Here is a 21,351-nt window from a genome sequence, read left to right on the forward strand (position 1 = left end):
TTTCTATACAGCTTCGTCCAGATTGTCCACCAGTCCCAGTCTGAGTCTGTCTACAAATGAAATTCCTTCTGTAGTTTTCTTTTCCTGTTTCTGGTTCTGCTGGTTCTGCTTCTCATTACTCTGCTGCTGGAAATTGTCCCTGTCAAATTGACCACTAGCTGTTTCAGCCTGCTTTAAGTGAATGGTACTGTTCATGCCAGTATTATTTTCCAATATACCTCGTAAAGTATCTGCCTGCATGGAAAGTAACTGATGCGCCTTTGGGTTAGACGCGGTCATGACCAGCTCTGCACTTCCATTCTGAAATATCATTTTGATGTTAACCTTTCCCAGTTCCCTTGGATTGAGTTGCAAATCAAATTCCTGTTTTCCTGCACTGAGTTTGTACATAATTTTGTCTGCCAGCTGCTGAGCCATGTCAGCCTGATTTGTGTCAACAGGCGCTTCTGCAACTTTTATGTTTACTTTTGATAAATCCAGATTACTATTCTTTAGAAATATATTTCCCTCTGGTTTATCTGTTATTTCAACAGTTGCATCGTCTTTTACAGGTTTAACTTCCTGAGAAACGGTTGGTTCACTCTGAGTAGTATCAGCTTCCTTTACATCCTGTCCCAGTATAGGATTTTCCTTTGTAAGGTTTTCACCGAAACCTGACATCTGATTGTCCTGAGTATCATTTTGATTTGATTGAATCATGGATGATTTAACTAAATCAATGCTGTTCTGGAATGGTAGTTTAATGTCACCGTTTTTTGCTCCTTCATCAGGTTTAATACTCTCATTTAGATTCAATGGGGATTCAACTATATCCGGTTTAACCAATACCTCCGTTATAGCTGGATTTTGTATCTGCTGCAGCATATCGCCGATACTGTTACCCACATTTACTGTTGGTACAACCGGTTGCTGAAGCTGAGCTGCCGCCAGAATTTGTCCTGCTTGTTCAGCATTAACATTCTGGTCATCCTTGCCGGAATCTGCATCATCCTTCGGATACTTCTTTGAATCTGTTTTTTGCTGGACACGGCTAGAATCATTGCTCTTTTCAGGTATGGGACTTTTAACTGTACTATTGGCATCATTTTGCTTTCTGTCAAAAACTTTATCCATTTCCTGTTTGAAAGAATCTTTAGAGTTGTTACTAGCATTGGCCAGCTGAGTGCTTCCTGCTTTTACAGTAGGACTACTGTTCATGGTTTGAAAAAACACTCCTGCATTCATTCAAGGACCTCCCTTCCTATTTAGTTTTTAAGGTGCTTATCCCCTTATTAAATAAGAGGAATTATATATCAAGCCATTACTTACGGCTGGATAACTGATTAGAGATAAACTCTTCCGTAGCCAGTGCTTCTTTTTTGCTTTCTTCCTTCTTATACTCTTCAAATCTTTTTTCCCGAAGTTTTTCTATAGACATAACATCGGTTTTTGCCACAATCAATTCGCTTCGTCGTCGGTGCTCTATTTTTTTCAGCCCTTTTAGTTTATCTTCTTCATTTTTTATATTATTTTCCAGAATCTTTATATATACTTTATATCCCTGATGTTCCAGGATAGTTATTCCCTGACTATTCTTATAGTTTAGCTCTCTATTTATATCGGCTAATTCGCTTTTTATCTTTAATATAAGTTCATTTTGTTTATTAACATCTGAGACTGCTTTAGCATAATTTGCTTTCGCTTCGTCCAGGGTAATATTCCTATATTTTTCCACTGATTTTAAAGAAAACTTAAACTTCGCCATAATAATTCATTTTATACCTTTTTCCTCAATTTTTCAACGGTTATTCCAAAATTCTGGTCATCCCCTCCAGGGTATCATCATAGCTGAAAAACTCAGTAGTCTTTTGCTTTAAAAAGTTATTAACCGCATCAATCCTTGATACAGCATTATCTAGTCTGGCACTGGCACCAGGCTTATAGGCTCCAATTGATATTAAGTCAGCATTTTCTTCATATACAGCCAACATATCCCTTATTTTGGAAGCCATAGCCTTATGGTTTTCATCCACTATAGCCGCCATCAATCTGGAAATACTGCCACCAATTTCAATCGCTGGAAAATGGTTCCTTGCAGCCAGTTTTCTTGAGAGGATGATATGTCCATCCAGAATACCTCGAACGGTATCCGCTATAGGTTCGTTGGTGTCGTCTCCTTCAACCAGAACCGTATAAATACCTGTTATAGATCCCTGCTCAAAGTTTCCGCTTCTTTCCAGAAGCTTCGGCATTTCTGCATAAATCGAAGGAGTATAGCCTCTGGCAACCGGTGGTTCTCCTACAGCCAGCCCGATTTCTCTCTGGGCCATGGCAAATCTTGTTAATGAATCCATCATCAAAAGCACGTCTTTGCCCTGATCCTTAAAATATTCTGCAATAGCTGTGGCCACAATAGGGCATTTAGCTCTTTGTACTGCCGGCTGATCCGAAGTAGCAACCACAAGTACAGATCTTGCCATTCCCTCCGGTCCCAGATCTCTTTCTATAAACTCCTTAACCTCCCTGCCTCTTTCTCCTACCAGGGCAATTACATTTATGTCTGCGGAGGCCTGCTTGGCAATCATACCCAGCAAGGTACTTTTACCTACACCACTTCCGGCAAAGATTCCAATTCTCTGGCCTTTTCCCACAGTAAGGAATCCGTCCATGGCTTTAATCCCGAAATGTATTCTCTCTGTAATGGGCGGTCTGCTCAGCGGATTTATATAATTATTTTCAACACTGCACATAACAGAATGGTCAACAGATCCCAGCCCATCAATAGGTTCACCCATGGCATTAATAGTTCTGCCACATAAGAACTGGCCTACCGGGATTCTGAGTCTCTTCTTTGTACTCCGTACAAAATCTCCAGACCCCATTCCTTCTATGAAATCATAGGGCATTAAGATGGTCTTATCTCCCTTAAAGCCTACAACTTCTGACATGACCTTTCTTTTCCCGTCTTTGGAGGTTATGACATTTATATCTCCAATGCTTGCTTTTATGCCAGAAGCTTCAATACTCATACCTACAATGTTTTCAATTTTGCCAATATGTTCAAAAGTTTCTGAGTTCTTAATAAGCTCTGACAGTTCTTTTAAATACAAGCCTTTTCCCCCCTAAGATTTATTATCACTGATGATTTGCCGTATATTATCAAGTTGCGTTCCAACACTGGCATCTATAATCTGATCTGGTGACTCTATGATGCAGGTTCCTGAGGGTTCATCTTCCATTACCACCACTTTAACATTTGAAGAAATCTGGTTTAGGGCATCGATAAGTTCTTTCTCTAAATTCATGGCTATAGCTTTTTCCTCATGAGAAATATATACTTTTGCCCATTGTTTATCTCTGCAGTCTTCTGCAGCAGCAACTATCATTTTAGCCACTACATCTTTACTGGATTTTAAACTGATTTTAATTACTTTTTCAGCAATATTAACAGCCAGATCTGAAAGTTCCCCAAGATTGCTCTGCAGGATTTCTTCTTTTCTTTCCTCAAATGCCTGAAGAGATTCCTCCAGTTCTTTTCTAAAAGCTGCTGCCTCCTGAATCATTCCTTCATTCACAGCATTTTCTGCGTCCAGATACCCTGCATTTTGTCCTTTTTCGAATCCTTGGGCAAATCCTTTTTCTGATGCTTCTGCCATAGCCTTCTGGACTTTTTCCTCTATAATCTTTTGCGCTTCTTCATGAGCACCATCAATAATTCTTGCTGCTTCATCAGAAGCCCTGTCTAAAATATCTTCAGCCTGTTTTTGAACCTGTTCAAGAATCTCTTTTTTGTTAGCTTCCAGTTCTTCATCTGACGGAATAAATCCATCTTCATCATCTGAAGTATCCTCAACTGCTTCTGGCATCCTGTCTGGCGGAACTATTTCACCTAAAACCAATGCCTCATTGATATCATAAGGCTTAATCTCTCCTTCTTCATCATCAAAAGAGCTGAGATAGTAGTTGGTGGGCATTATATCATCTGCCTCATATTCATAAGATTCATCTTCAAAGACATTTTTCTCGTTAAAACACTTCATTTCATATTCTTCACTTTCGTTAAGAATATCTGCATCCGGTGATTTACCGCTCTTAAGTTTGATAGCAGTATTAAAAGACGCAATCTTGGAGAGAGAATCATATCCATCGTGAAATTCATCATTTAATAAATCTTCATCCCGGCGCAATTCCTCTTTTTCCAGAATCTCTTCCCCTAAAATACTTGCTAAAATTGACTTCTTGTCTTCATCTATCTGTGAGATATCGCTGTCTATTGTTTCGTGTCTGGACAGTTCCGGCCCGTAACCATAAATCTGTTTGACACCTTTATCTGTCTTTAATTCTTCATGCCGCTGCTCTTCCATGACTGCTTTTTTAAATTCAGACATAGCATCTTCTACAGCTTTCTGGGCATCGCTGTTTTCGGAATTTTTGTAGTTGCTTTCCATTTTTACACGTTCTATGGCTTCTTCTAATTGCTTTTCTGCTTTCTGCAGAGCCGTCTGAACTTGTAAAACTTCATAGGATTTACGCAATTATCTCATCCTTCCCGCCTTTATTGATCATAAGTCGTCCTTCTTCTTCCAGACGTCTTATAATACCAACAATCCTCTGCTGAGCTTCTTCTACATCTTTTAGACGAACGTTATAAGTAAACTCTAATTCACTCTTAACCGTTTCTGTCATACGGTTAGACATATTGGAGAAGATCATATTTGCAACTTCCTGGGTAGAACCCTTTAATGCATAAACGATATCCTGAGTATCAACTTCACGCAGGAATTCCTGTATGCTTCTGTCATCAAGTAATGTAATATCTTCAAATACAAACATTTTATTTCTGATGTCATCAGCAAGTTTAATATCTTTTTTGCTTAATTCATCGAATATGTATTTTTCATTACTTCTATCAATATTGTTCATTACTTCAGCAATGTAATCTACGCCTCCAACCTGAGCAAAATCCAGAGAAAGTACAGAGGCAAATTTTTTCTCTAAAATATTTTCCACGATTTTGATGGTTTCCGGTGTTGCACTATCCATTCTTGCAATGCACTCTACAACTTTTACCTGTTTTTCTTTAGGCAGTTCAGTAATTATCTCTGATGCCTGTTCAGGTTTTGCGTAAGATAAAATTAATGCTATAGTCTGAGGTCTTTCATGCTGTATAATTGCAAAAAGGTTCTTGCTGTCTGTCTTTCTGATAAACTCAAATGCTCTTGTTTTCAGATTTCTGGTAACTCTCTCCAGCAGTGTTGTAGCTGTCTGAGGGCCAAAAGCTTTCTCAAGCACTGTTTTAGCATAATCAACACCTCCCTCAGTGATAACTTTCTGAGTTAAGCACAATTTATAGAAATCATCCATGGCTGCTTCTGTTTGTGTAGGAGTAACATGATTCAGTTTTGCTATTTCCAGTGTAAGAGTCTCTAAATCCTCCTCACCAAGAAATTTATATATTTTGGAGGCTCTTTCAGCCCCAAGCGAAATAACTACAGCCGCTGCTTTTTGCTGTGCTGTTAGCCCGCTATCATCTCTACTCATTGTCTTCTTCTCCTCTTAACCAAGTCTTAAGTAACTGAGCTGAAATCTCTGGATTAAGATCCGTAAAGTCTTGTATCTGACTCTTAAGTTCTTCTTCTCTTGTTTTTCCAAGTTCGTCAAGACGTACAAGTTCTTCCGTTTCTTCTATAGGCAGAACTTCTTCCGCTGCCAGTTCTTGTGCTTTGTTCTTTAATTTTGTCTTTCTGATAATAACAAATACAACAACAATTAAAGAAATCAATAGCGCCAAGACTGCCGGAATGATTATCTTCAAAATCGGATTTGCATCAAGTATAGCTGAGATTCCAGAAGCCTGAACCGGTTTTGGCTCATAGAACTGTGCATTAAAAATAGCAATCTTCGTATCCGCAAGGGAAGGATCAATACCTGCTGCAAGGGCAATCGCCTGTCTCATTTCACCAGCTTTTGCAGGAGTCAGGCTTGCACTGTCTACGGCTACAGATACTGTAGTATCTGTCAGTTCTCCAGAATCGCTCTGAACCTGTTCTTTTACCTGACTAACCAGATATTCCAAAGCCCTGTCGTCCTTAAAATAAATATCATTTCCGTCTGTGGTAACTCCAGGATATACTGGAACATCTGCATTTGTCTGAGTTCCCGGTGTACCGGTAGTCACTTTTCCCTGCCCCTGTACTTCATAAGTTGAGGTGGATTTTGACAGAACGCCCTTGTTATCCTGGGAAGGAATGTATTGTATTATTTCTTTAATCTTTTTGTCTATATCAACGGAACAGTTTACACTCACTCTGATATTGTCTTCACCAAATACTGGCTGGAATATGTGGAGAACTTTGCCTTTGATATTACTTTCAATCTGCTTTTCAACATTGAGTTTTAATGCAGCTGCACCTTCCTGGGTATTGTCCTCACTGGCACTGACTTCTTCACCATTACCATCAATAACGGCTACATTTTCTATCTTCATGCCCGGTATACCTTTTGCAACCAGTCTTTGAATTCCCTTAACCTGTTTCGCACTTGGGGATCCGCCATCTTCCATGGTTACAGTAACGGATGCAGAAGAATCCTTTTTATCTTCTTCTAACGCATACTTCTGTTCTTCAGCCATAGCTATGGTAACAGTGGCATCTTTAACCCCGTCAAATTGTTTAATGGTTTCAGCCATACGGCTCTCCAGTTCAAACTGTGCATATTTATACTTTTCAAAATCTGTAGACATTAAGTTGACATTGTTTTTAAAAACATCATATGTAAAGCCACTTTTAGGATATCCTTCTGCAGCTAATGCCACCTTCACTTTATCAACCATGTCTTCAGGCACATAAATGACTCCGTCTTCATGTTTATATTTTATAGCCTGATTTTCCAATACCCCTATAATCTCTACTGCCTCTGATTCATCCAGCCCTGTATAGAGCACATCAAATTTAGTAGTATTCAATGCAAGGGTTATTGCAAATGAAATTGCAATAATCAGCACCACCGCAATTACAATAATAATTTTTTGCTTCTTGCTGAGTTTGGCATTTACAGCTGCCAATTTTTCTTTTATCTGTTTAAATTGTTCTATTAAACGTTCTCGCAATTTACTGCCACCTTATCCTAATTAAATACTCATGCGCATGATTTCATTGTATGAATCAAGTGCTTTATTTCTTAATTCAACTAAAAGGTCAATCGATAGCTGAGCTTTTGCGATATCAATACTGTACTGATGTAAATTATCACTCTGTCCGGTTGCAAGCTTCTGAGCATCAGCATTCACCTGCTGGTCCGTGCTGATAACATCCTTAACTGCATCTTCAAACACAGATTTAAATGGTACCTGCGCGCCCTGTGCTGCTCCGGCATCACTTACACCAGCTGTACCATTTACTGTTTTCTTATTGTCATTTACTTTATTAATCTGGCTTATATCCGAAATATTGTTAGCCACCTGTATAGGGTCTATAAACATCTCCTTATTACCTCCAATTTACTTCACATGCTGATAGTTATTTGCCAATATCCAGTGCCTTCTGAGCCATGAGTTTTACAGCATTTAGAACAGTCACATTTGCCTGATAGGATCTTGTAGCTGACATACTGTCTATGGTTTCTTCCAGCATGTTTACATTTGGAAGCTTTACATATCCATTCTGATCTGCATCAGGATTTTCAGGGTTGTATTCGGTCTTAAAATCACTCTGGTCTTGAACTATATTGCTGACCCTTACTCCTGGTGAATAATCACGTCTGACCATCCTGCCGCTGGAATCCTTCTCCAGTATTGCGTTGTTGAGAGAGTCCTTAAAGGAAACATCTCCAGCCTTGTCTTCAAAAACTACCATTTTCCTTCGATAAGGTCCACCGGCTTCCGTTCTCGTTGTGTCAATATTGGCCACATTTTCAGAAATAATATCAAGCCTTTGTCTCTGGGCTGTCAGCGCAGAAGCGCTAATATTCATTGAATTTAAAAATGACAATATACATACCACCTTTCTGGTTTTTGAATGATGTCATCCTTGACATTTTTATACGTAAAGTAAAACTGTTTCCCTACATTGGTAATTACATTTTTTCACATTGTTCCAAAAAAATGGATATAATCCTATCCACTTTTTATTCTTCTTAAATTATATATTATTCAACATATTTTGCAACTATTTTGCCTTATAAAACATAAAATATTGTAGAAAAATGTTTGTTTTTTTATACATTTTACAGCTGCATTTTTAAGCCTCAGATTATCCCACTACAAAATGCCTGCTGACAGATTATCACTAACACTTGTTATATCTGTTTCAACAATATTCATCGTAACCCGTTCCGGCTTATATATTAATTTTCCTTTGCAAAGAAGACATCTGTAACAGCCGTCCTTACACCTGACTTTTATATCAAAATTCAGAGTATTTTTCTTGTACCTCAATGCCTCTTCAATTAAAATATTCATCCGTATTCTGCTCTCTGAATCAAGCAGTTCAACTACATTATTTTCGTACGTTTCCTGTATTTCTTCTGGTTGGTATTTTCTGGTCATATAATAATTCTTATTTGCATATAACAATTTATGCACATTTGCATCAGCTATTTCAACTACAGCGACTCCTATATTACTCATGGTTGCCCACTCCTTTAACCTCTGCACCCTTTTCACTTAAATTTACTACATACAACTAATTTATCCAACTAAAAAAACTCCTATTGCACACTTTAGGAGTTCCAATATATGCAACTGGCTGCCATCTCACAGAGTTCAGGCCCTATAGTTTTGCGTCACAGTCTTTCGGCTGCTTTGCCAAATCTTCAGTTTTAACCATTCATATCCCACAAATTAAATTGGATTAAAACATTTTCAACATATTACATTTTATTCATGGAAATAGTGCAATTTCTAAATATTATAGCATAAATTTAATTTTTATCAATATATATTCAATATATTTTATACTAATTTTGCCTGATTTTTTGTAATATTTTAAAAGTTTTTGTCGAAAAAAGAAAAACAAGATGTTATCTTGCTTAATCATCTTGTTTTTTCATTTATATTTTGCTATTTTGAATATTTTTTAGACAGTATTCGACCCAGATGGATTCCGCTGGCTGAAGCCTGTGATAAAGAGTGGGTTACACCAGAGCCATCTCCCAAAGCATACAGTCCTTTCACTTTAGTTTCAAGGTTACCATCTACCTCAACTCTTGAATTGTAGAATTTAACTTCAACTCCATAAAGAAGCGTATCTTCATTAGCCGTTCCTGGAGCAATCTTGTCTAATGCATATATCATTTCAATAATGTTATCTAATTGTCTCTTAGGAAGTACAAGACTGAGATCTCCTGGAGTTGCTTTCAGTGTAGGTCTGGTAAAACATTTTTCCATACGCCTTTCGCTGCTTCTTCGCCCCTTGACAAGATCCCCAAACCTCTGCATGAGAACACCACCTCCCAGCATGTTTGAAAGCTTAGCTATGGACTCTCCATATTCGTTACTATCCTTAAATGGTGCAGTCAGTTTGTTGGACACTAAAAGGGCAAAGTTTGTATTTTCAGTTCTGAGGGATGGATCCGCATAACTATGTCCATTTACAGTCACAATACCATTGGTGTTCTCTGCCACAACTTCCCCATAGGGGTTCATGCAGAATGTTCTAACCATGTCATTATATTTATCAGTCTTATAAACAATTTTACTCTCGTAAACTTCATCTGTAATGTGCTTAAAAATTTCAGCAGGAAGTTCAACCCGGACCCCTATATCCACACGGTTTTGTTCCAGCCCTATATTCATTTGATTGCAGATATCCGAAATCCATTTTGAGCCAGACCTTCCAGTAGCCAGAACCAGATCCGTACATTGGAACTCTTCCCCTTTGCTTGTTTTTACATTAAAAGACCCGTCTGAATTCTGCATTACTTCAGAAATAGTTGAATAAAACTGCATTTCAACTCTTTCTTTCGTATAATTACATATTCTTTCAAGAATCTGGACATTCCTGTCTGTTCCCAGGTGTCTTACCTTAGCATCAAGCAGATTAAGATTATTCCTTAATGCCGTAGTCTTTAAATCGGAATTTCCTGTGGAGTAAAGCTTAGCATCCGCACCTCCGAAACTGCAGAGGACTTCATCCACATACTCCATTAGTTCCATGGCTTTATCCTGACCGATATAAGAATGCAGGTCTCCGCCAAATTTAGTTGTAATATTGTATTTTCCATCAGATAATGTTCCTGCTCCGCCATACCCATTCATAATGTGGCAGGGCTCACACTTAATACAATTGTTTGCTTTTCCTAATTTAATCGGGCATACCCGTTTCTCAAGAGGTGCACCTTTATCTAACATTAATATTTTTGCTGTATTATCAAGCTTCGTAAGTTCGTATGATAAAAATACTCCGCTTGCACCTGCTCCGGCAATTATAATATCATATTTTTTCATAATATCCTCCAACTCATCGGTCATCCTTTTGACCACACATTGTTACTATATCCGAAACTATAAAACAATTCAACTATTAAAAAATTCTATCAGGTATGGTATAATAAAGTTTAATAAATATTTTTAAGTATTGAACCGCAAGATTCCATGTAAAAACAGCAATTTATCCGGAATATCACAGCAAATTTGTGTTATTCTGCAATTTCCATATAAAGTAATATTAAACTGACTATTGACATTAGTTTTTAATAGGTATATGCTAAAAAAAATTAAGGGAATTAGTTAAATTTTATCCCCATAAAATTTAACGGTCCTTTTGGATTCCCCTAAATAAATAAAAAATCAGCAAAGCAAAAAACAGAGAGTAATTTACTCCCTGTTTTTTGTTTCTTAATCTATTTTTTATAAAACTCTTATAAATAAATGACTATTCTTCTTCTGCTGTTAATTTATCAAATTCAGCTACAACCTTTTCAAATTCTGCATCATCGTCAATATCGATCAATTCAAATTCTTCTTCGCCTACTTCCTTGTATCCATAGATGTAAACATCATCTGTTCCATCATCAGGAACAAGAGCGATGTATTCTTTTCCTTCAAAATCAAATACACCCATGATTTCGCATTCTACTTCTACGCCATCATCAAATTCCAAAGTTAAAAAATCTGATTCATCGTGTTCGTGATCACCGCATCCGCAGCCACAACCGCCAGCGCATTTCTCTTTATCTGACATATTAAAGTCCTCCATGTAAAAATCGTTTTGGTAATTTCTTTAGTATATGCAAATTTTCACATACTATTATCATTACTATACCACCATAATTTGCCTTTATCAATCAAAATATTCTTTGATATTTTTAGCCACCTGTTCTGTGATTCCCGGTGCCATACACAATTCTTCAACAGTAGCATTTTTAATTTTATCCAGACTTCCAAAATAGCTTAAAAGTGAATTACGTCTTTGAGGTCCCACACCATCAATTTCATCGAGAGCAGATCCCTGAATCCGTTTTCCCCGAAGCCCTCTGTGGTAATCGATGGCAAACCGGTGGACTTCTTCCTGTACAGCTCCGGTATATTTAAAGAGCAGCGGATGCTCCTTCAGAAGAAGTTCTGTATATTCTTCCTGCCCAAATGGCTTATAAATCAATGCTCTGGTCCGGTGTTTATCATCCTTGGCCATGCCAACGACTGCCACGGAAAGCTTCATAGCGCTCAGAATCTGCTGTACAGCCGATACCTGCCCTTTGCCCCCATCAATAAAAAGTATATGAGGCAGAGTATTAAAAGCTGGATCACCGTCCATTGCCCTTTTAAATCTTCTGTATAGGACTTCCTGCATACTGCCATAGTCATTTGGTCCTTCTATGGTTCGGATTCTAAATCGCCTGTACTCTTTTTTGTTGGGTTTTAATCCTTCAAATACAACCATTGCGCCCACAGAGTCCACACCATTGGTATTGGAAATATCGTAGGCTTCTACCCTATAATCCCTGGTTTGATTCGATTGGGAATCATGCTGATCTTTATGCCTTGTCGGGATGTCACCCATAATCTGCTCAATCAGGTCCCCAATCTCTTTTGATAAGGCGGCCCGCCGTGCCTTGTTATTGTTTTCCCGTTCATCAATAGTCTTTAACATCTCAATGGAATCTTTTTGTGCCAGTTGAAGCAGATCCCGTTTATCTCCTCTTTTAGGTACGGTGATTTTTACCTGTCTGCCTGCCATCTCTCCCAGGAAGCTTTCAATCAGCTCCGTTTCTTCCAAAGGCTGTTCCACAAGAATTTCATACGGAATATTGGGATTCTCACTATAGTACTGCTTTATAAATTCACTGACCAGCTCATTTTTCTCCTGGGTCCCTTCCATGGCAAAATTTTCACGGCCGGTTAACTTCCCATTTCTTACAAAAAACAGCACCACATAGGACTTCTGGCTGCTGGAAATGGCCAGAGCGATATCCAGGTCCTTTATTCCAAGCATTACCACATGCTGCTTTTCAGAAATAGTTCTGGCCGCTGCAATGTAGTCTCTCAATTCTGCAGCTCTTTCAAAGTTAAGCATTTCGGATTCTTCCTGCATTTTCTCTGTCAGCATGTCCGTCAAAGGTTTGGTTTTACCATTTAAAAACTCTGTAATCTGGCCTATATCCTGCATATAAGATTCTCTGCTTACCTTTCCAGTACATATACCCCTGCACTGTTGGATATGATAATTCAGGCAGGGTTTTATAATCTCGGGAAATTTCTTTGTGGCACACCGCTTCAGAGCAAATATATTATTCAGCAAATCAATCATCTGATTTACTGCCCCTGCATCACTGTAGGGGCCGAAATATTTACAGTCATCCTTTTCAACCCTTCTAGTTTTAACCAGTCTGGGGTATGGCTCATTCATAGTCAGTTTTATATAAGGATAAGTCTTGTCGTCACGGAGTAATACGTTATACTTAGGCATGTACCTCTTTATCAGTGTACATTCCAGAATCAGAGCTTCCATTTCAGTATTTGTAGTAATATACTCAAATTCCTCAATATGACTCACCATAGCCCGGACTTTTGCCTGCATGTTTTTAGGCGACTGAAAATACTGGCGCACCCGGTTTCGTAAAGAAACAGCTTTCCCCACATAAATAACCTGCCCCAGTTTATCCTTATGAATATAAACTCCCGGGCTATCCGGGAGTTTTTTCAGATTCTCTTTAATATCAAACATATCTACCTGTTTATATATTTATCTTTATTATAAAAAATTTTATCTCGTTCTCTGTCCATGGCAATTCTCATTGCACGTAGTTCTCTTCTTTGTTTTCTGCGTTTTATGCTTCTATGTCTTATGTAAAGCAAGGCTCCTGCAATGGAGACCAAAGCTCCCACTAAAACACCTGCTCCCACAAAAAGCTTTGAATTTTCTTTAACAGAAGCTCCCAATCCGGAAAAAATGCCGCCTTTTGCAACATTTTTTACAGCAACAATGTTCACAGCACCCACAAGGACTCCATTCTGGAAAAAGTCAACACTTCCAGACTCCTGTCCTGCCTTAACCGGAGCATTAACTTTCTCTGCAGCTTTCACTACCTTTTTAATGTGTTTACTATTCTCCCCAACAGGAAGAGTAACATATCCATCTTTTTCTGCAACCAGGGCAACCTGCCTTTCTTCACCATGAGCTACCTTTATGCTTCCCATTTCGGTTCCTTTGGCTACCATTTTTACAGAATGATAGTTTTCAAACCCCCAGTCCAGCAGAGCAATAGAATCCCCAAACCTTCCAGAATCTGTAGATTTCATCACAACTGAAATCAGTTCTGTTCCATTTCTGGATGCCCCTGCCACAAGGCAACCCCCTGCCTGACCTGTATACCCGGTTTTTATACCAATGGCTCCATCATATTTTGCAGCACGAAGCACTCCGTTTACCGATACTTTTGTTTTATTATCATAAAGCAATCGGTTCGTATTGTATAAGTATCTTGGCTCTTCCTGCTTATTGGTTGGCTGAATGGTGTGCTTATAGGTGCTTACATATTTTCTGAAAGTAGGATTTTCCATAGCACCCTTTGCAATCATAGCAAGGTCATAAGCTGTAGTCACATGTCCATCAAGATGTAATCCATTTGGATTACGGAAAGTTGTATTTTTTGCTCCCAGTTCTTTGGCTTTTTCATTCATCATAACAGCAAAATCGTCCACATTCCCTGCCATTTCTACAGCTAACGCTACTGCCGCATCATTGGCAGATTCCAGAAAAAGTGCATAAAGTAAATCTTTTACTGTTATTTTTTCTCCTTCCATAAGGTAAATCCTGCTTCCCTCAGTGAAAGGTGTCTTGGCATCAATTGTAACCACTTTGTCCAGCGGTAATCTTTCTATTGCCAAAAGTCCTGTAATTATCTTTGTAGTACTTGCAGGCTCCCTTTGTAAATCCATTCCCTTATTGTACAAAACCGTGCCAGTCTTTGCATCAATTAAAACCCCTGTTTCTGCCACAATAGACGGTACTTCTGTAATTGCATGTGCTTTCGTGTCTCCTGCCTTGTCAGTCTCCGCAAAAACAGTTGAAGTATTTGCACCCAGGTTTGCAATCAAGGAAAATAGCACAATCATTATTGTAATAGTTTTCTTCATTGTTTCCCCAAATCTAATTTTATCTCTCAAAAAAATAATCTGCTAACTCATATCCACTGCCAAAGCTTTTTCCCATTTTACCTGAAGTTTCATTAAAAGCTCTGGTCTTGTCTGATTTCTGTTCTTTTGAACTGTCATAAATCACAAAAGGTACTGGTGTTGATGAATGTGTTCTGATACAAAGAGGAGTTCTGTGATCAGGAACTACCAGAACCCGAAAGTCTTCTCCCGACTTCTTTAAGTAATCTATAACAGGTCCTGCAACTTTTTCATCAATCAGTTCCATACACTTGATTTTTCCCGGCTGATCTCCCTGATGGGAACATTCGTCCGGTCCTTCAAGATGCATATAGACAAAATCTTTACCTTTTTTAAATTCCTCTATTGCTGCCTGTGCTTTACCATCGTAATTGGTGTGTATGGTTCCAGTTGCTCCATCTACATCAACAGAATCCAATCCGGCACAAAGGGCTATTCCTTTAATTAAATCTACAGCAGAAATGGCTGTACCTGTTATTTTATATTTATCATAAAAAGAAGAAAGGCTAGGTTTCTTCCCCTGTCCCCAGATCCATGCAGTATTGGCAGGATTTAATCCTTTGGCAATCCTGGCCTGATTGACCGGATGATTTCTCAGAACTTCATAGCTGCTCTTCATTAAGTCTGTAATGAATTCTGCTTTCTGGGCTTCAGCTCCCTTTATGGTTCCTTCACCCTCTGGCAGATAATCTCCAACTCTTTTTCCAAGTACATCATGAGGAGGAGTTAACTGATAGTCTGTAGATCCTTCTTTCACAATCATGCAGTGGCGATAACTTACCCCTGTGTAAAACTGGATCTTTTCATTTCCCAACTTTTCATGGATTGCTTTAATCAGTACATCAGCCTCTTCTGTTGTAATATCCCCGGAACTGTGATCCGTTATAATCAAATCCTCATATGCAGTACTTGTGGTTTTGTCTGCTGGTTTCCCTGTTTCAGAATCAACCAGAGTAATAATATTAGTTCTGAAAGCCACATCTGTATCTGACATATCAATGCCAATGCTGGCCGCTTCCAGTGGAGACCTTCCGGTCAGATAAACACTGGGATCATATCCCATGACAGACAGATTGGCAGCATCACTGCCTGGCGCCACGCCTTCTGGTATGGTCTGAACCATTCCCACTTCACCTATTTCTGCAAGTCCATCTATCACAGGCATCTGTGCCACTTCCAGAGGGGTTTTACCACCCAATTCCTCAATCTTTTCGTCCCCCGCTCCATCGGGAACTATTATAAAATACTTCATTAATACTTCCTCATTTTACCTTATTCACTAAAAATTCTCTATCTCCATAATAAAATACGAAAAGTGATAAAAATATTTCATTTTATCACTTTTCATCTTAACACATTTCTGCTTTTTATATATCCATTATATTAAATTTCTTATATATAAGTATATTAATTTTTTATTTCGCATTTTCTTCTTCAAACTTTTTCATAAAAGCAATCAAAGCGTCAACGCCTTCCATCGGCATAGCGTTGTAGATACTTGCTCTCATGCCTCCGATTGAACGATGTCCTCCCAGATTTACAAGACCTGCTGCTTTAGCTTCTGCTATAAACTTCTTATCCAGGTCAGCGTCTCCAGTTATAAATACCACATTCATAAGTGAACGGCTGTCTTCCTGAACTGGGCAATTGTAAAGTTTACTTTCATCAATGAATTTATAAAGCCTTCCTGCCTTTTCAACATCCAGCTTATTCAGTGGATCAATTCCACCATTCTTTAGAATATGTTTAAATACCTCTCCTGCCACATAAATAGTAAAGCATGGAGGCGTATTGTACATGGAACCATTTTCTGCGTGAACCTTATAATCTAAATAAGTAGGAGTTTCTGCAGGTGCAAATCCAATCAGGTCTTCTCTGATGATAACAATAGTTACTCCTGCAGGTGCAATGTTCTTCTGTGCGCCTGCGTAGATTAAACCGAATTTTGTTACATCGATTTTTTCAGATAGTATGCAGGATGACATATCAGCTACAAGTGGAATATCTCCTGTCTCAGGTATATACCCAAAGTGCGTTCCATAAATAGTATTGTTAAATGTAATATGTATATAATCAGCATCTGCTCTGAAATCTTCCTTCTTTACCTTTGGAATGTAAGAGAAAGTAGTGTCTTCTGAAGATGCTACTATTTTAATATCTCCAAATTTCTTAGCTTCTGCTGCTGCTTTCTTTGCCCATGTACCAGTTACGATGTAATCTGCCTTTTTTGACTTCTTCAACAGATTGATTGGAACCATTGAAAATTGTAATGTTCCTCCACCCTGAAGGAATAATACTTTGTAGTTTTCGGGAATGTCCATAAGGTTTCTCAGGTTCTTTTCAGCATCTTCAATAATTGCCTCAAATTCCTTTGATCGATGACTCATTTCCATTACGGACTGTCCGCACCCCATATAATTCGTTAGCTGTTCTGCAACATTTTCCATCACTTCTAAAGGCAGCATAGATGGTCCAGCTGAAAAGTTATAGACTCTGCCGTTGTTTTTGTTCATTAAAAATTCACCTCTTTCATATGATTTATTGTTGTTATTAACAATATTTTAGATTTTCTAAATGTAAATTAAATATGATTATAGCACTTTACTCGTGGCTAGTAAAGTGGTATAATGTGCAGCAAGACAATTTTTTCATGTGTTTATCACAAAATTTTTATTAAAATTTGTTATGAGGTGACAAAAATGTATAATATCGCAACGCTAAATAAAATATCTCCTGTAGGCCTTGGCCGTCTTACAGACCAATATAAAATAACTGAAGACATGGATTCAGCAAATGGTGTTCTTGTAAGAAGCCAGGATATGCTTTCAATGGAGTTCTCAAAAAATCTGCTGGCCATTGCAAGAGCCGGTGCAGGGGTAAACAACATACCAGTTGAGAAATGTGCTGAAGAAGGCATTGTTGTTTTTAACACTCCTGGTGCAAATGCCAATGCTGTAAAGGAACTGGTATTAGCCGGAATATTCCTTGGCGCAAGAAATATCCCAGATGCTATCACCTGGTCTTATGGTCTGGTTGGAAATGATGATGCAGCGAAAGCTGTAGAAAAAGGCAAAAGCCAGTTTGCCGGAAGAGAAATAAAAGGAAAGACTTTAGGTGTTATCGGTCTTGGTGCTATTGGTGTTTCCGTTGCTAACGCAGCAGAAAAACTTGGCATGAAGGTTATTGGTAACGACCCTTACATGACACTGCGTGCAGCCCACAATCTTTCCAATACTATTCCAGTAGTTCATTCTTTGGAAGAATTACTGCCAAAGTGCGATTATGTTTCTATTCACGTTCCTTCAATGGATAAGACAAAGGGTATGATTAATAAAGAAACAATCGCCCTTATGAAGGACGGTATCATTTTCCTTAACTTCTCAAGAGATAAACTGGTAAATGACGACGATATGCTTATTGCTCTTGTTGACGGTAAAGTGCAGAAATATATTACAGATTTCCCTAACAACAAGTTAGTTGGTAAAAACGGAGTTATCTGCATTCCTCATCTGGGAGCTTCTACTGAAGAAGCCGAAGATAACTGTGCTGTTATGGCCACAGAAGAATTGATGGATTATATCGAAAACGGCAATATTACAAATTCTGTAAATTATCCCGCCTGCAGCTTAGGTCCTGTAAATGGTACCAGAATCTGCGTGTTAAATAAAAACATTCCGGCAATGTTAAGTGCTATTACCAGTGCGGTTTCAGATTTAAATTTAAACATTAACAACCTATTAAATAAGAGTAAAGGCGACTATGCGTGCACACTTCTTGATATTGACGGTACAGTTAATGAATCAGAAGTGGCTTCCAAGCTTAATGTTCCTGGAATTATTAAAATCAGAATTATCACAAGATAATTAACCACATACATACTTTAAAACCCCCAGATAATGAGGTAGTCCGTTGAATGCAGATAAACTTCATTATTTGGGGGTTTTCTTTTTATCTATTTACTTATGTGCTTTGTATCTGCCCATACTTTATTGCAAAGTATACCTAAAACAAGTGCCCAGGCCAGGAAATAGAACCACATCATTACGGCCACAATTGCCGCCATGGAACCATACAAGATATCATAATTTGAAATATATTCTGTATAGATTTTATATCCCGAAGTAACCACTAACATTCCCACGGACGCGAAGATGCTTCCAGGCATAATCTGGCTGAATCTGAGTTTCTGGGAAGGCAGGATATAATAACTGTAACTGACCATCAGGAAATAAAGAACCATTGTTACCGGCCACCTGAGTACAAGCCAGAACATATTTACTTGGTAATTTATCCCAATGGTACTCATCAGGGTGGCTGCTACTAGTTCTATGATCAATTCGCCGTAAACGAGTATAATCAACCCAAAAGCCAGTGTAAACATGGTAATTGCCATGGTCTTAATGGCCCGGATTCTTTCACGCCAGTACCCATTTCCAGTGCTTCGTCCCCCTGTCAGGGTATAGTTGGCTATCCTCATAAGCGCAAATTCCGCACGAGATGCTGCCCACAGGGTGATAACAATAAAGATCGTATTCATACCTTTTGTGGACTGGCTTGAGATTAATTTAAGTACTACGTCAGCTGCATCTTTAGCAACATACTTCTGAATTAAATCGCTCAATGCCCCCAATGAAACAGAAAATAGTCCGAGTAACTGAGAAAGAACTATTAATGTAGGAACAATGGACATCAGAAAATAAAATGCCAGTTGTGCAGCAAAGCCATGATAATATGGATCACGAATCTGCTTCAACCCCAGCGTGATCATTTGTAGAAGCCGTTTTTTATTCATATTCCACCTTTTACATAATGGAGCAGTTCTAATTGTTTCTGTAATTCAGCCAGTGCTTTCGCCCGATGGCTGATTTTATTTTTTTCTTCTGCCGGAATTTCTCCAAAACTCACTTCGAATCCTAAAGGCCTGAACAATGGATCATATCCAAATCCATTATCTCCAGACTCCTGAAACATTATATGCCCTTCGCATTCTCCTCTTGCAACAATTTTTTTCCCATTGGGATAAATCATTGTTATAACAGAAACGAACCTGGCTGTCCTCTTTTCCATAGGAACATCTTTTAAAAGTTCCAGAAGCTTTTCGTTGTTCTTTTGGTCATTTCCCTCTTCTCCAGCAAATCTTGAAGAATACACCCCGGGAGCTCCATCCAGTGCATCAACTACTAATCCTGAATCATCAGCAATAGTAATCTGATTGCACATCATACAGATTTCTCTGGCCTTTTTTAAAGAATTAGCCTCAAAGGTATCTCCATCTTCACTTATCTTAATTTTGGGTAACCCAAATTCATCTCTTCCCACTATTGTCATTCCATATTTTTGTGTAATAGCTTCCATTTCATCAATCTTGTGCTGATTCTGAGAAGCTGCAACTACAATCATTGTCATTTATTTTTCCTCCCTCTCTGCTTCTTTTTTAAATATCACCCGTTATGGCTTTCTGTGCCTGATTAAGCTGGCGGCATCCTTCTGCTGCCAATGCTAAAAGTTCCGTTAAGTCTGCTGCTGTAAATGGGGATTCTTCCCCGGTCCCCTGGACTTCAATGTACTCTCCTTTATCAGTCATAACAACATTCATGTCCACTTGAGCCCTTGAATCTTCCTGGTAGCATAAATCCAGCATGCTTTCCTCTTCAACAATACCAACGCTGATGGCTGAAACAAATCCTGTTACAGGAATCTCGTTAATCATCCCCTGCTCTTTCATCCATTTCATGGCTTCTATCATTGCCACAAAGGCTCCCGTTATACTGGCCGTTCTGGTGCCGCCGTCTGCCTGAATTACATCACAATCAATCCAGATGGTTCTTTCTCCCAGCTTCTTCATATCTACTACCGAACGAAGGGACCTTCCAATTAGTCGCTGGATTTCCATACTTCTTCCATCAATCTTCCCACGGCTGGCATCCCTGGTTTTTCTGGTTGCCGTAGAACGGGGAAGCATTCCGTATTCTGCAGTAATCCACCCCTGTCCGGTCCCTTTCAGATGTTTGGCCGTGGATTCTTCAACAGAAGCGGTACATATTACTTTTGTATTTCCCATCTCAATAAGCACAGAACCTTCTGCACTCATCAAATAATTATTGGTTATTTTTAGTTCTCTAATTTCATTATTTTTTCTACTGTCTATTCTCATTTTAATCCTTCTCTCTTTTTTACGCTGTAATAACGGCCTTAATTCCTATGATTACCAATATTACCCACCTAATATTTCTGCCTGACAGCCTAGTATGTCTCCAAACTTTCGTCCTATATAAATAGCCATTATTGTTAGAATTACCGTGACTATTGCTATGATTGTGACAGCCTGAATAATGTTCACCTGTATAGCACTGAACCCCACTCCAACTGCAAAAGCATCTATACTAGTAGCGATAGCCTGAAAAGCAAGTACACCGAAACTGAGCTTTTTAATGCCACAGGCCTGTTTGGGCTGATTTCTGTGTTCAAAGCCTTCTTTTATCATTTTACCCCCAATAAATCCAAGTATTAAAAGTATTACAATACCTGCATACTTTGAAATAAAACCGGTAAATAAACTTCCTGCAAAATTTCCGATCAGGGGCATAAGGGCCTGAAACCCTCCAAACAACAAGGGCATTGCTATATAATCTTTAGGCTTTAAGTTCCTGTATACCATTCCGTTAGTCATGGATACTGCCACAGCATCCATAGCCAGCCCTGCACCTATAAGTATTATTTCTGTTAATGTCATATCTTCTATTATTTTCCTTTTTGAT

At 38.6% G+C, this 21,351-nt stretch carries 20 protein-coding genes and 1 riboswitch; of the genes, 1 reads left to right on the forward strand and 19 read right to left on the reverse strand.

Translation table 11 applies throughout. From position 1 onward, the window contains the following. Positions 1-3: 3 nt before the first annotated feature. From Ami3637_RS05835 to serC, 15 genes are all read right to left on the reverse strand, one after another. On the reverse strand, positions 4-1,224 hold the full coding sequence (locus Ami3637_RS05835) for a flagellar hook-length control protein FliK (protein WP_162361743.1): 1,221 nt from the start codon (positions 1,222-1,224) through the stop codon (positions 4-6). A gap of 76 nt (positions 1,225-1,300) precedes the next feature. Next, positions 1,301-1,744 carry a flagellar export protein FliJ gene (gene fliJ / locus Ami3637_RS05840; protein ID WP_162361744.1) on the reverse strand — a complete coding sequence of 148 codons (444 nt, stop codon included), beginning with the start codon at positions 1,742-1,744 and terminating at the stop codon, positions 1,301-1,303. A 40-nt stretch (positions 1,745-1,784) separates the two neighbouring features. Continuing rightward, entirely contained in the window at positions 1,785-3,089 is a 1,305-nt protein-coding gene (locus Ami3637_RS05845; RefSeq protein ID WP_162361745.1) for a FliI/YscN family ATPase, read from the reverse strand. Between the two features lie 12 nt (positions 3,090-3,101). Then, complete coding sequence (locus Ami3637_RS05850) at positions 3,102-4,514, reverse strand: FliH/SctL family protein (RefSeq protein ID WP_162361746.1); 1,413 nt, start codon at positions 4,512-4,514, stop codon at positions 3,102-3,104. Then, a complete protein-coding gene (gene fliG, locus Ami3637_RS05855; protein ID WP_162361747.1) occupies positions 4,507-5,520 on the reverse strand; it encodes a flagellar motor switch protein FliG in 1,014 nt (337 codons plus the stop codon). The genes Ami3637_RS05850 and fliG overlap by 8 nt, the downstream gene beginning before the upstream one ends. Next, the gene (gene fliF, locus Ami3637_RS05860; protein ID WP_162361748.1) at positions 5,513-7,087 is read right to left on the reverse strand and encodes a flagellar basal-body MS-ring/collar protein FliF; all 1,575 of its coding nucleotides are present in this window, start codon (positions 7,085-7,087) and stop codon (positions 5,513-5,515) included. The genes fliG and fliF overlap by 8 nt, the downstream gene beginning before the upstream one ends. Before the next feature lie 21 nt (positions 7,088-7,108). Further along, positions 7,109-7,459 carry a flagellar hook-basal body complex protein FliE gene (fliE, locus tag Ami3637_RS05865; protein ID WP_162361749.1) on the reverse strand — a complete coding sequence of 117 codons (351 nt, stop codon included), beginning with the start codon at positions 7,457-7,459 and terminating at the stop codon, positions 7,109-7,111. Between the two features lie 37 nt (positions 7,460-7,496). After that, positions 7,497-7,949 carry a flagellar basal body rod protein FlgC gene (flgC, locus tag Ami3637_RS05870; protein WP_330586852.1) on the reverse strand — a complete coding sequence of 151 codons (453 nt, stop codon included), beginning with the start codon at positions 7,947-7,949 and terminating at the stop codon, positions 7,497-7,499. Positions 7,950-8,236: 287 nt separating this feature from the next. Continuing rightward, positions 8,237-8,605, reverse strand: a complete 369-nt coding sequence (locus Ami3637_RS05875; RefSeq protein ID WP_162361751.1) for a PAS domain-containing protein — start codon at positions 8,603-8,605, stop codon at positions 8,237-8,239. Positions 8,606-8,711: 106 nt separating this feature from the next. Next, positions 8,712-8,794, reverse strand: a riboswitch (cyclic di-GMP riboswitch). Positions 8,795-9,037: 243 nt separating this feature from the next. Next, positions 9,038-10,423, reverse strand: a complete 1,386-nt coding sequence (locus Ami3637_RS05880) for an NAD(P)/FAD-dependent oxidoreductase (RefSeq protein ID WP_162361752.1) — start codon at positions 10,421-10,423, stop codon at positions 9,038-9,040. Between the two features lie 427 nt (positions 10,424-10,850). Further along, complete coding sequence (locus Ami3637_RS05885; RefSeq protein ID WP_162361753.1) at positions 10,851-11,159, reverse strand: DUF1292 domain-containing protein; 309 nt, start codon at positions 11,157-11,159, stop codon at positions 10,851-10,853. 99 nt (positions 11,160-11,258) lie between these two features. Beyond that, positions 11,259-13,142, reverse strand: a complete 1,884-nt coding sequence (gene uvrC, locus Ami3637_RS05890; RefSeq protein ID WP_162361754.1) for an excinuclease ABC subunit UvrC — start codon at positions 13,140-13,142, stop codon at positions 11,259-11,261. A 2-nt stretch (positions 13,143-13,144) separates the two neighbouring features. Continuing rightward, on the reverse strand, positions 13,145-14,584 hold the full coding sequence (locus Ami3637_RS05895) for a D-alanyl-D-alanine carboxypeptidase family protein (protein WP_162361755.1): 1,440 nt from the start codon (positions 14,582-14,584) through the stop codon (positions 13,145-13,147). Next, positions 14,574-15,845: a cofactor-independent phosphoglycerate mutase gene (locus Ami3637_RS05900; protein ID WP_162361756.1), complete on the reverse strand. Its 1,272-nt coding sequence runs from the start codon at positions 15,843-15,845 to the stop codon at positions 14,574-14,576. The genes Ami3637_RS05895 and Ami3637_RS05900 overlap by 11 nt, the downstream gene beginning before the upstream one ends. Positions 15,846-16,008: 163 nt before the next feature. Continuing rightward, complete coding sequence (gene serC, locus Ami3637_RS05905) at positions 16,009-17,106, reverse strand: 3-phosphoserine/phosphohydroxythreonine transaminase (RefSeq protein ID WP_162361757.1); 1,098 nt, start codon at positions 17,104-17,106, stop codon at positions 16,009-16,011. 186 nt (positions 17,107-17,292) lie between these two features. Between serC and Ami3637_RS05910 the strand changes: the two genes are divergently transcribed. Continuing rightward, entirely contained in the window at positions 17,293-18,456 is a 1,164-nt protein-coding gene (locus Ami3637_RS05910; protein ID WP_162361758.1) for a 3-phosphoglycerate dehydrogenase family protein, read from the forward strand. Positions 18,457-18,545: 89 nt separating this feature from the next. On the opposite strand, the gene Ami3637_RS05915 is transcribed toward Ami3637_RS05910, so the two are convergent. Genes Ami3637_RS05915 through Ami3637_RS05930 form a run of 4 tightly spaced genes read right to left on the reverse strand, consistent with a single transcriptional unit; the run spans position 18,546 to position 21,326 of the window. Beyond that, positions 18,546-19,385 (reverse strand): YihY/virulence factor BrkB family protein, encoded by an 840-nt coding sequence (locus Ami3637_RS05915; protein WP_162361759.1) that lies wholly within the window; start codon positions 19,383-19,385, stop codon positions 18,546-18,548. Further along, positions 19,382-19,999 carry an XTP/dITP diphosphatase gene (locus tag Ami3637_RS05920; RefSeq protein WP_162361760.1) on the reverse strand — a complete coding sequence of 206 codons (618 nt, stop codon included), beginning with the start codon at positions 19,997-19,999 and terminating at the stop codon, positions 19,382-19,384. Before Ami3637_RS05920 ends, Ami3637_RS05915 begins: the two co-directional genes overlap by 4 nt. A gap of 28 nt (positions 20,000-20,027) precedes the next feature. Continuing rightward, entirely contained in the window at positions 20,028-20,747 is a 720-nt protein-coding gene (gene rph / locus Ami3637_RS05925) for a ribonuclease PH (RefSeq protein WP_162361761.1), read from the reverse strand. 60 nt (positions 20,748-20,807) lie between these two features. After that, positions 20,808-21,326, reverse strand: a complete 519-nt coding sequence (locus tag Ami3637_RS05930) for a manganese efflux pump MntP (protein ID WP_162361762.1) — start codon at positions 21,324-21,326, stop codon at positions 20,808-20,810. Between the last annotated feature and the right edge of the window lie 25 nt (positions 21,327-21,351).

The organism is Aminipila terrae (assembly GCF_010120715.1).
GTDB classification, from domain to species: Bacteria; Bacillota; Clostridia; order Peptostreptococcales; family Anaerovoracaceae; genus Aminipila; species Aminipila terrae.

Bases quoted from the DNA above. Each gene is read 5' to 3' on its own strand.
- uvrC (WP_162361754.1), bottom strand. From the start codon at position 13,142: ATGTTTGATATTAAAGAGAATCTGAAAAAACTCCCGGATAGCCCGGGA.
- Ami3637_RS05900 (WP_162361756.1), bottom strand. From the start codon at position 15,845: ATGAAGTATTTTATAATAGTTCCCGATGGAGCGGGGGACGAAAAGATT.
- Ami3637_RS05835 (WP_162361743.1), bottom strand. From the start codon at position 1,224: ATGAATGCAGGAGTGTTTTTTCAAACCATGAACAGTAGTCCTACTGTA.
- flgC (WP_330586852.1), bottom strand. From the start codon at position 7,949: ATGAATATTAGCGCTTCTGCGCTGACAGCCCAGAGACAAAGGCTTGAT.
- fliJ (WP_162361744.1), bottom strand. From the start codon at position 1,744: ATGGCGAAGTTTAAGTTTTCTTTAAAATCAGTGGAAAAATATAGGAAT.
- Ami3637_RS05910 (WP_162361758.1), top strand. From the start codon at position 17,293: ATGTATAATATCGCAACGCTAAATAAAATATCTCCTGTAGGCCTTGGC.
- serC (WP_162361757.1), bottom strand. From the start codon at position 17,106: ATGAACAAAAACAACGGCAGAGTCTATAACTTTTCAGCTGGACCATCT.
- fliE (WP_162361749.1), bottom strand. From the start codon at position 7,459: ATGTTTATAGACCCTATACAGGTGGCTAACAATATTTCGGATATAAGC.
- Ami3637_RS05875 (WP_162361751.1), bottom strand. From the start codon at position 8,605: ATGAGTAATATAGGAGTCGCTGTAGTTGAAATAGCTGATGCAAATGTG.
- Ami3637_RS05885 (WP_162361753.1), bottom strand. From the start codon at position 11,159: ATGTCAGATAAAGAGAAATGCGCTGGCGGTTGTGGCTGCGGATGCGGT.
- fliG (WP_162361747.1), bottom strand. From the start codon at position 5,520: ATGAGTAGAGATGATAGCGGGCTAACAGCACAGCAAAAAGCAGCGGCT.
- Ami3637_RS05930 (WP_162361762.1), bottom strand. From the start codon at position 21,326: ATGACATTAACAGAAATAATACTTATAGGTGCAGGGCTGGCTATGGAT.
- Ami3637_RS05915 (WP_162361759.1), bottom strand. From the start codon at position 19,385: ATGAATAAAAAACGGCTTCTACAAATGATCACGCTGGGGTTGAAGCAG.
- Ami3637_RS05920 (WP_162361760.1), bottom strand. From the start codon at position 19,999: ATGACAATGATTGTAGTTGCAGCTTCTCAGAATCAGCACAAGATTGAT.
- Ami3637_RS05880 (WP_162361752.1), bottom strand. From the start codon at position 10,423: ATGAAAAAATATGATATTATAATTGCCGGAGCAGGTGCAAGCGGAGTA.
- rph (WP_162361761.1), bottom strand. From the start codon at position 20,747: ATGAGAATAGACAGTAGAAAAAATAATGAAATTAGAGAACTAAAAATA.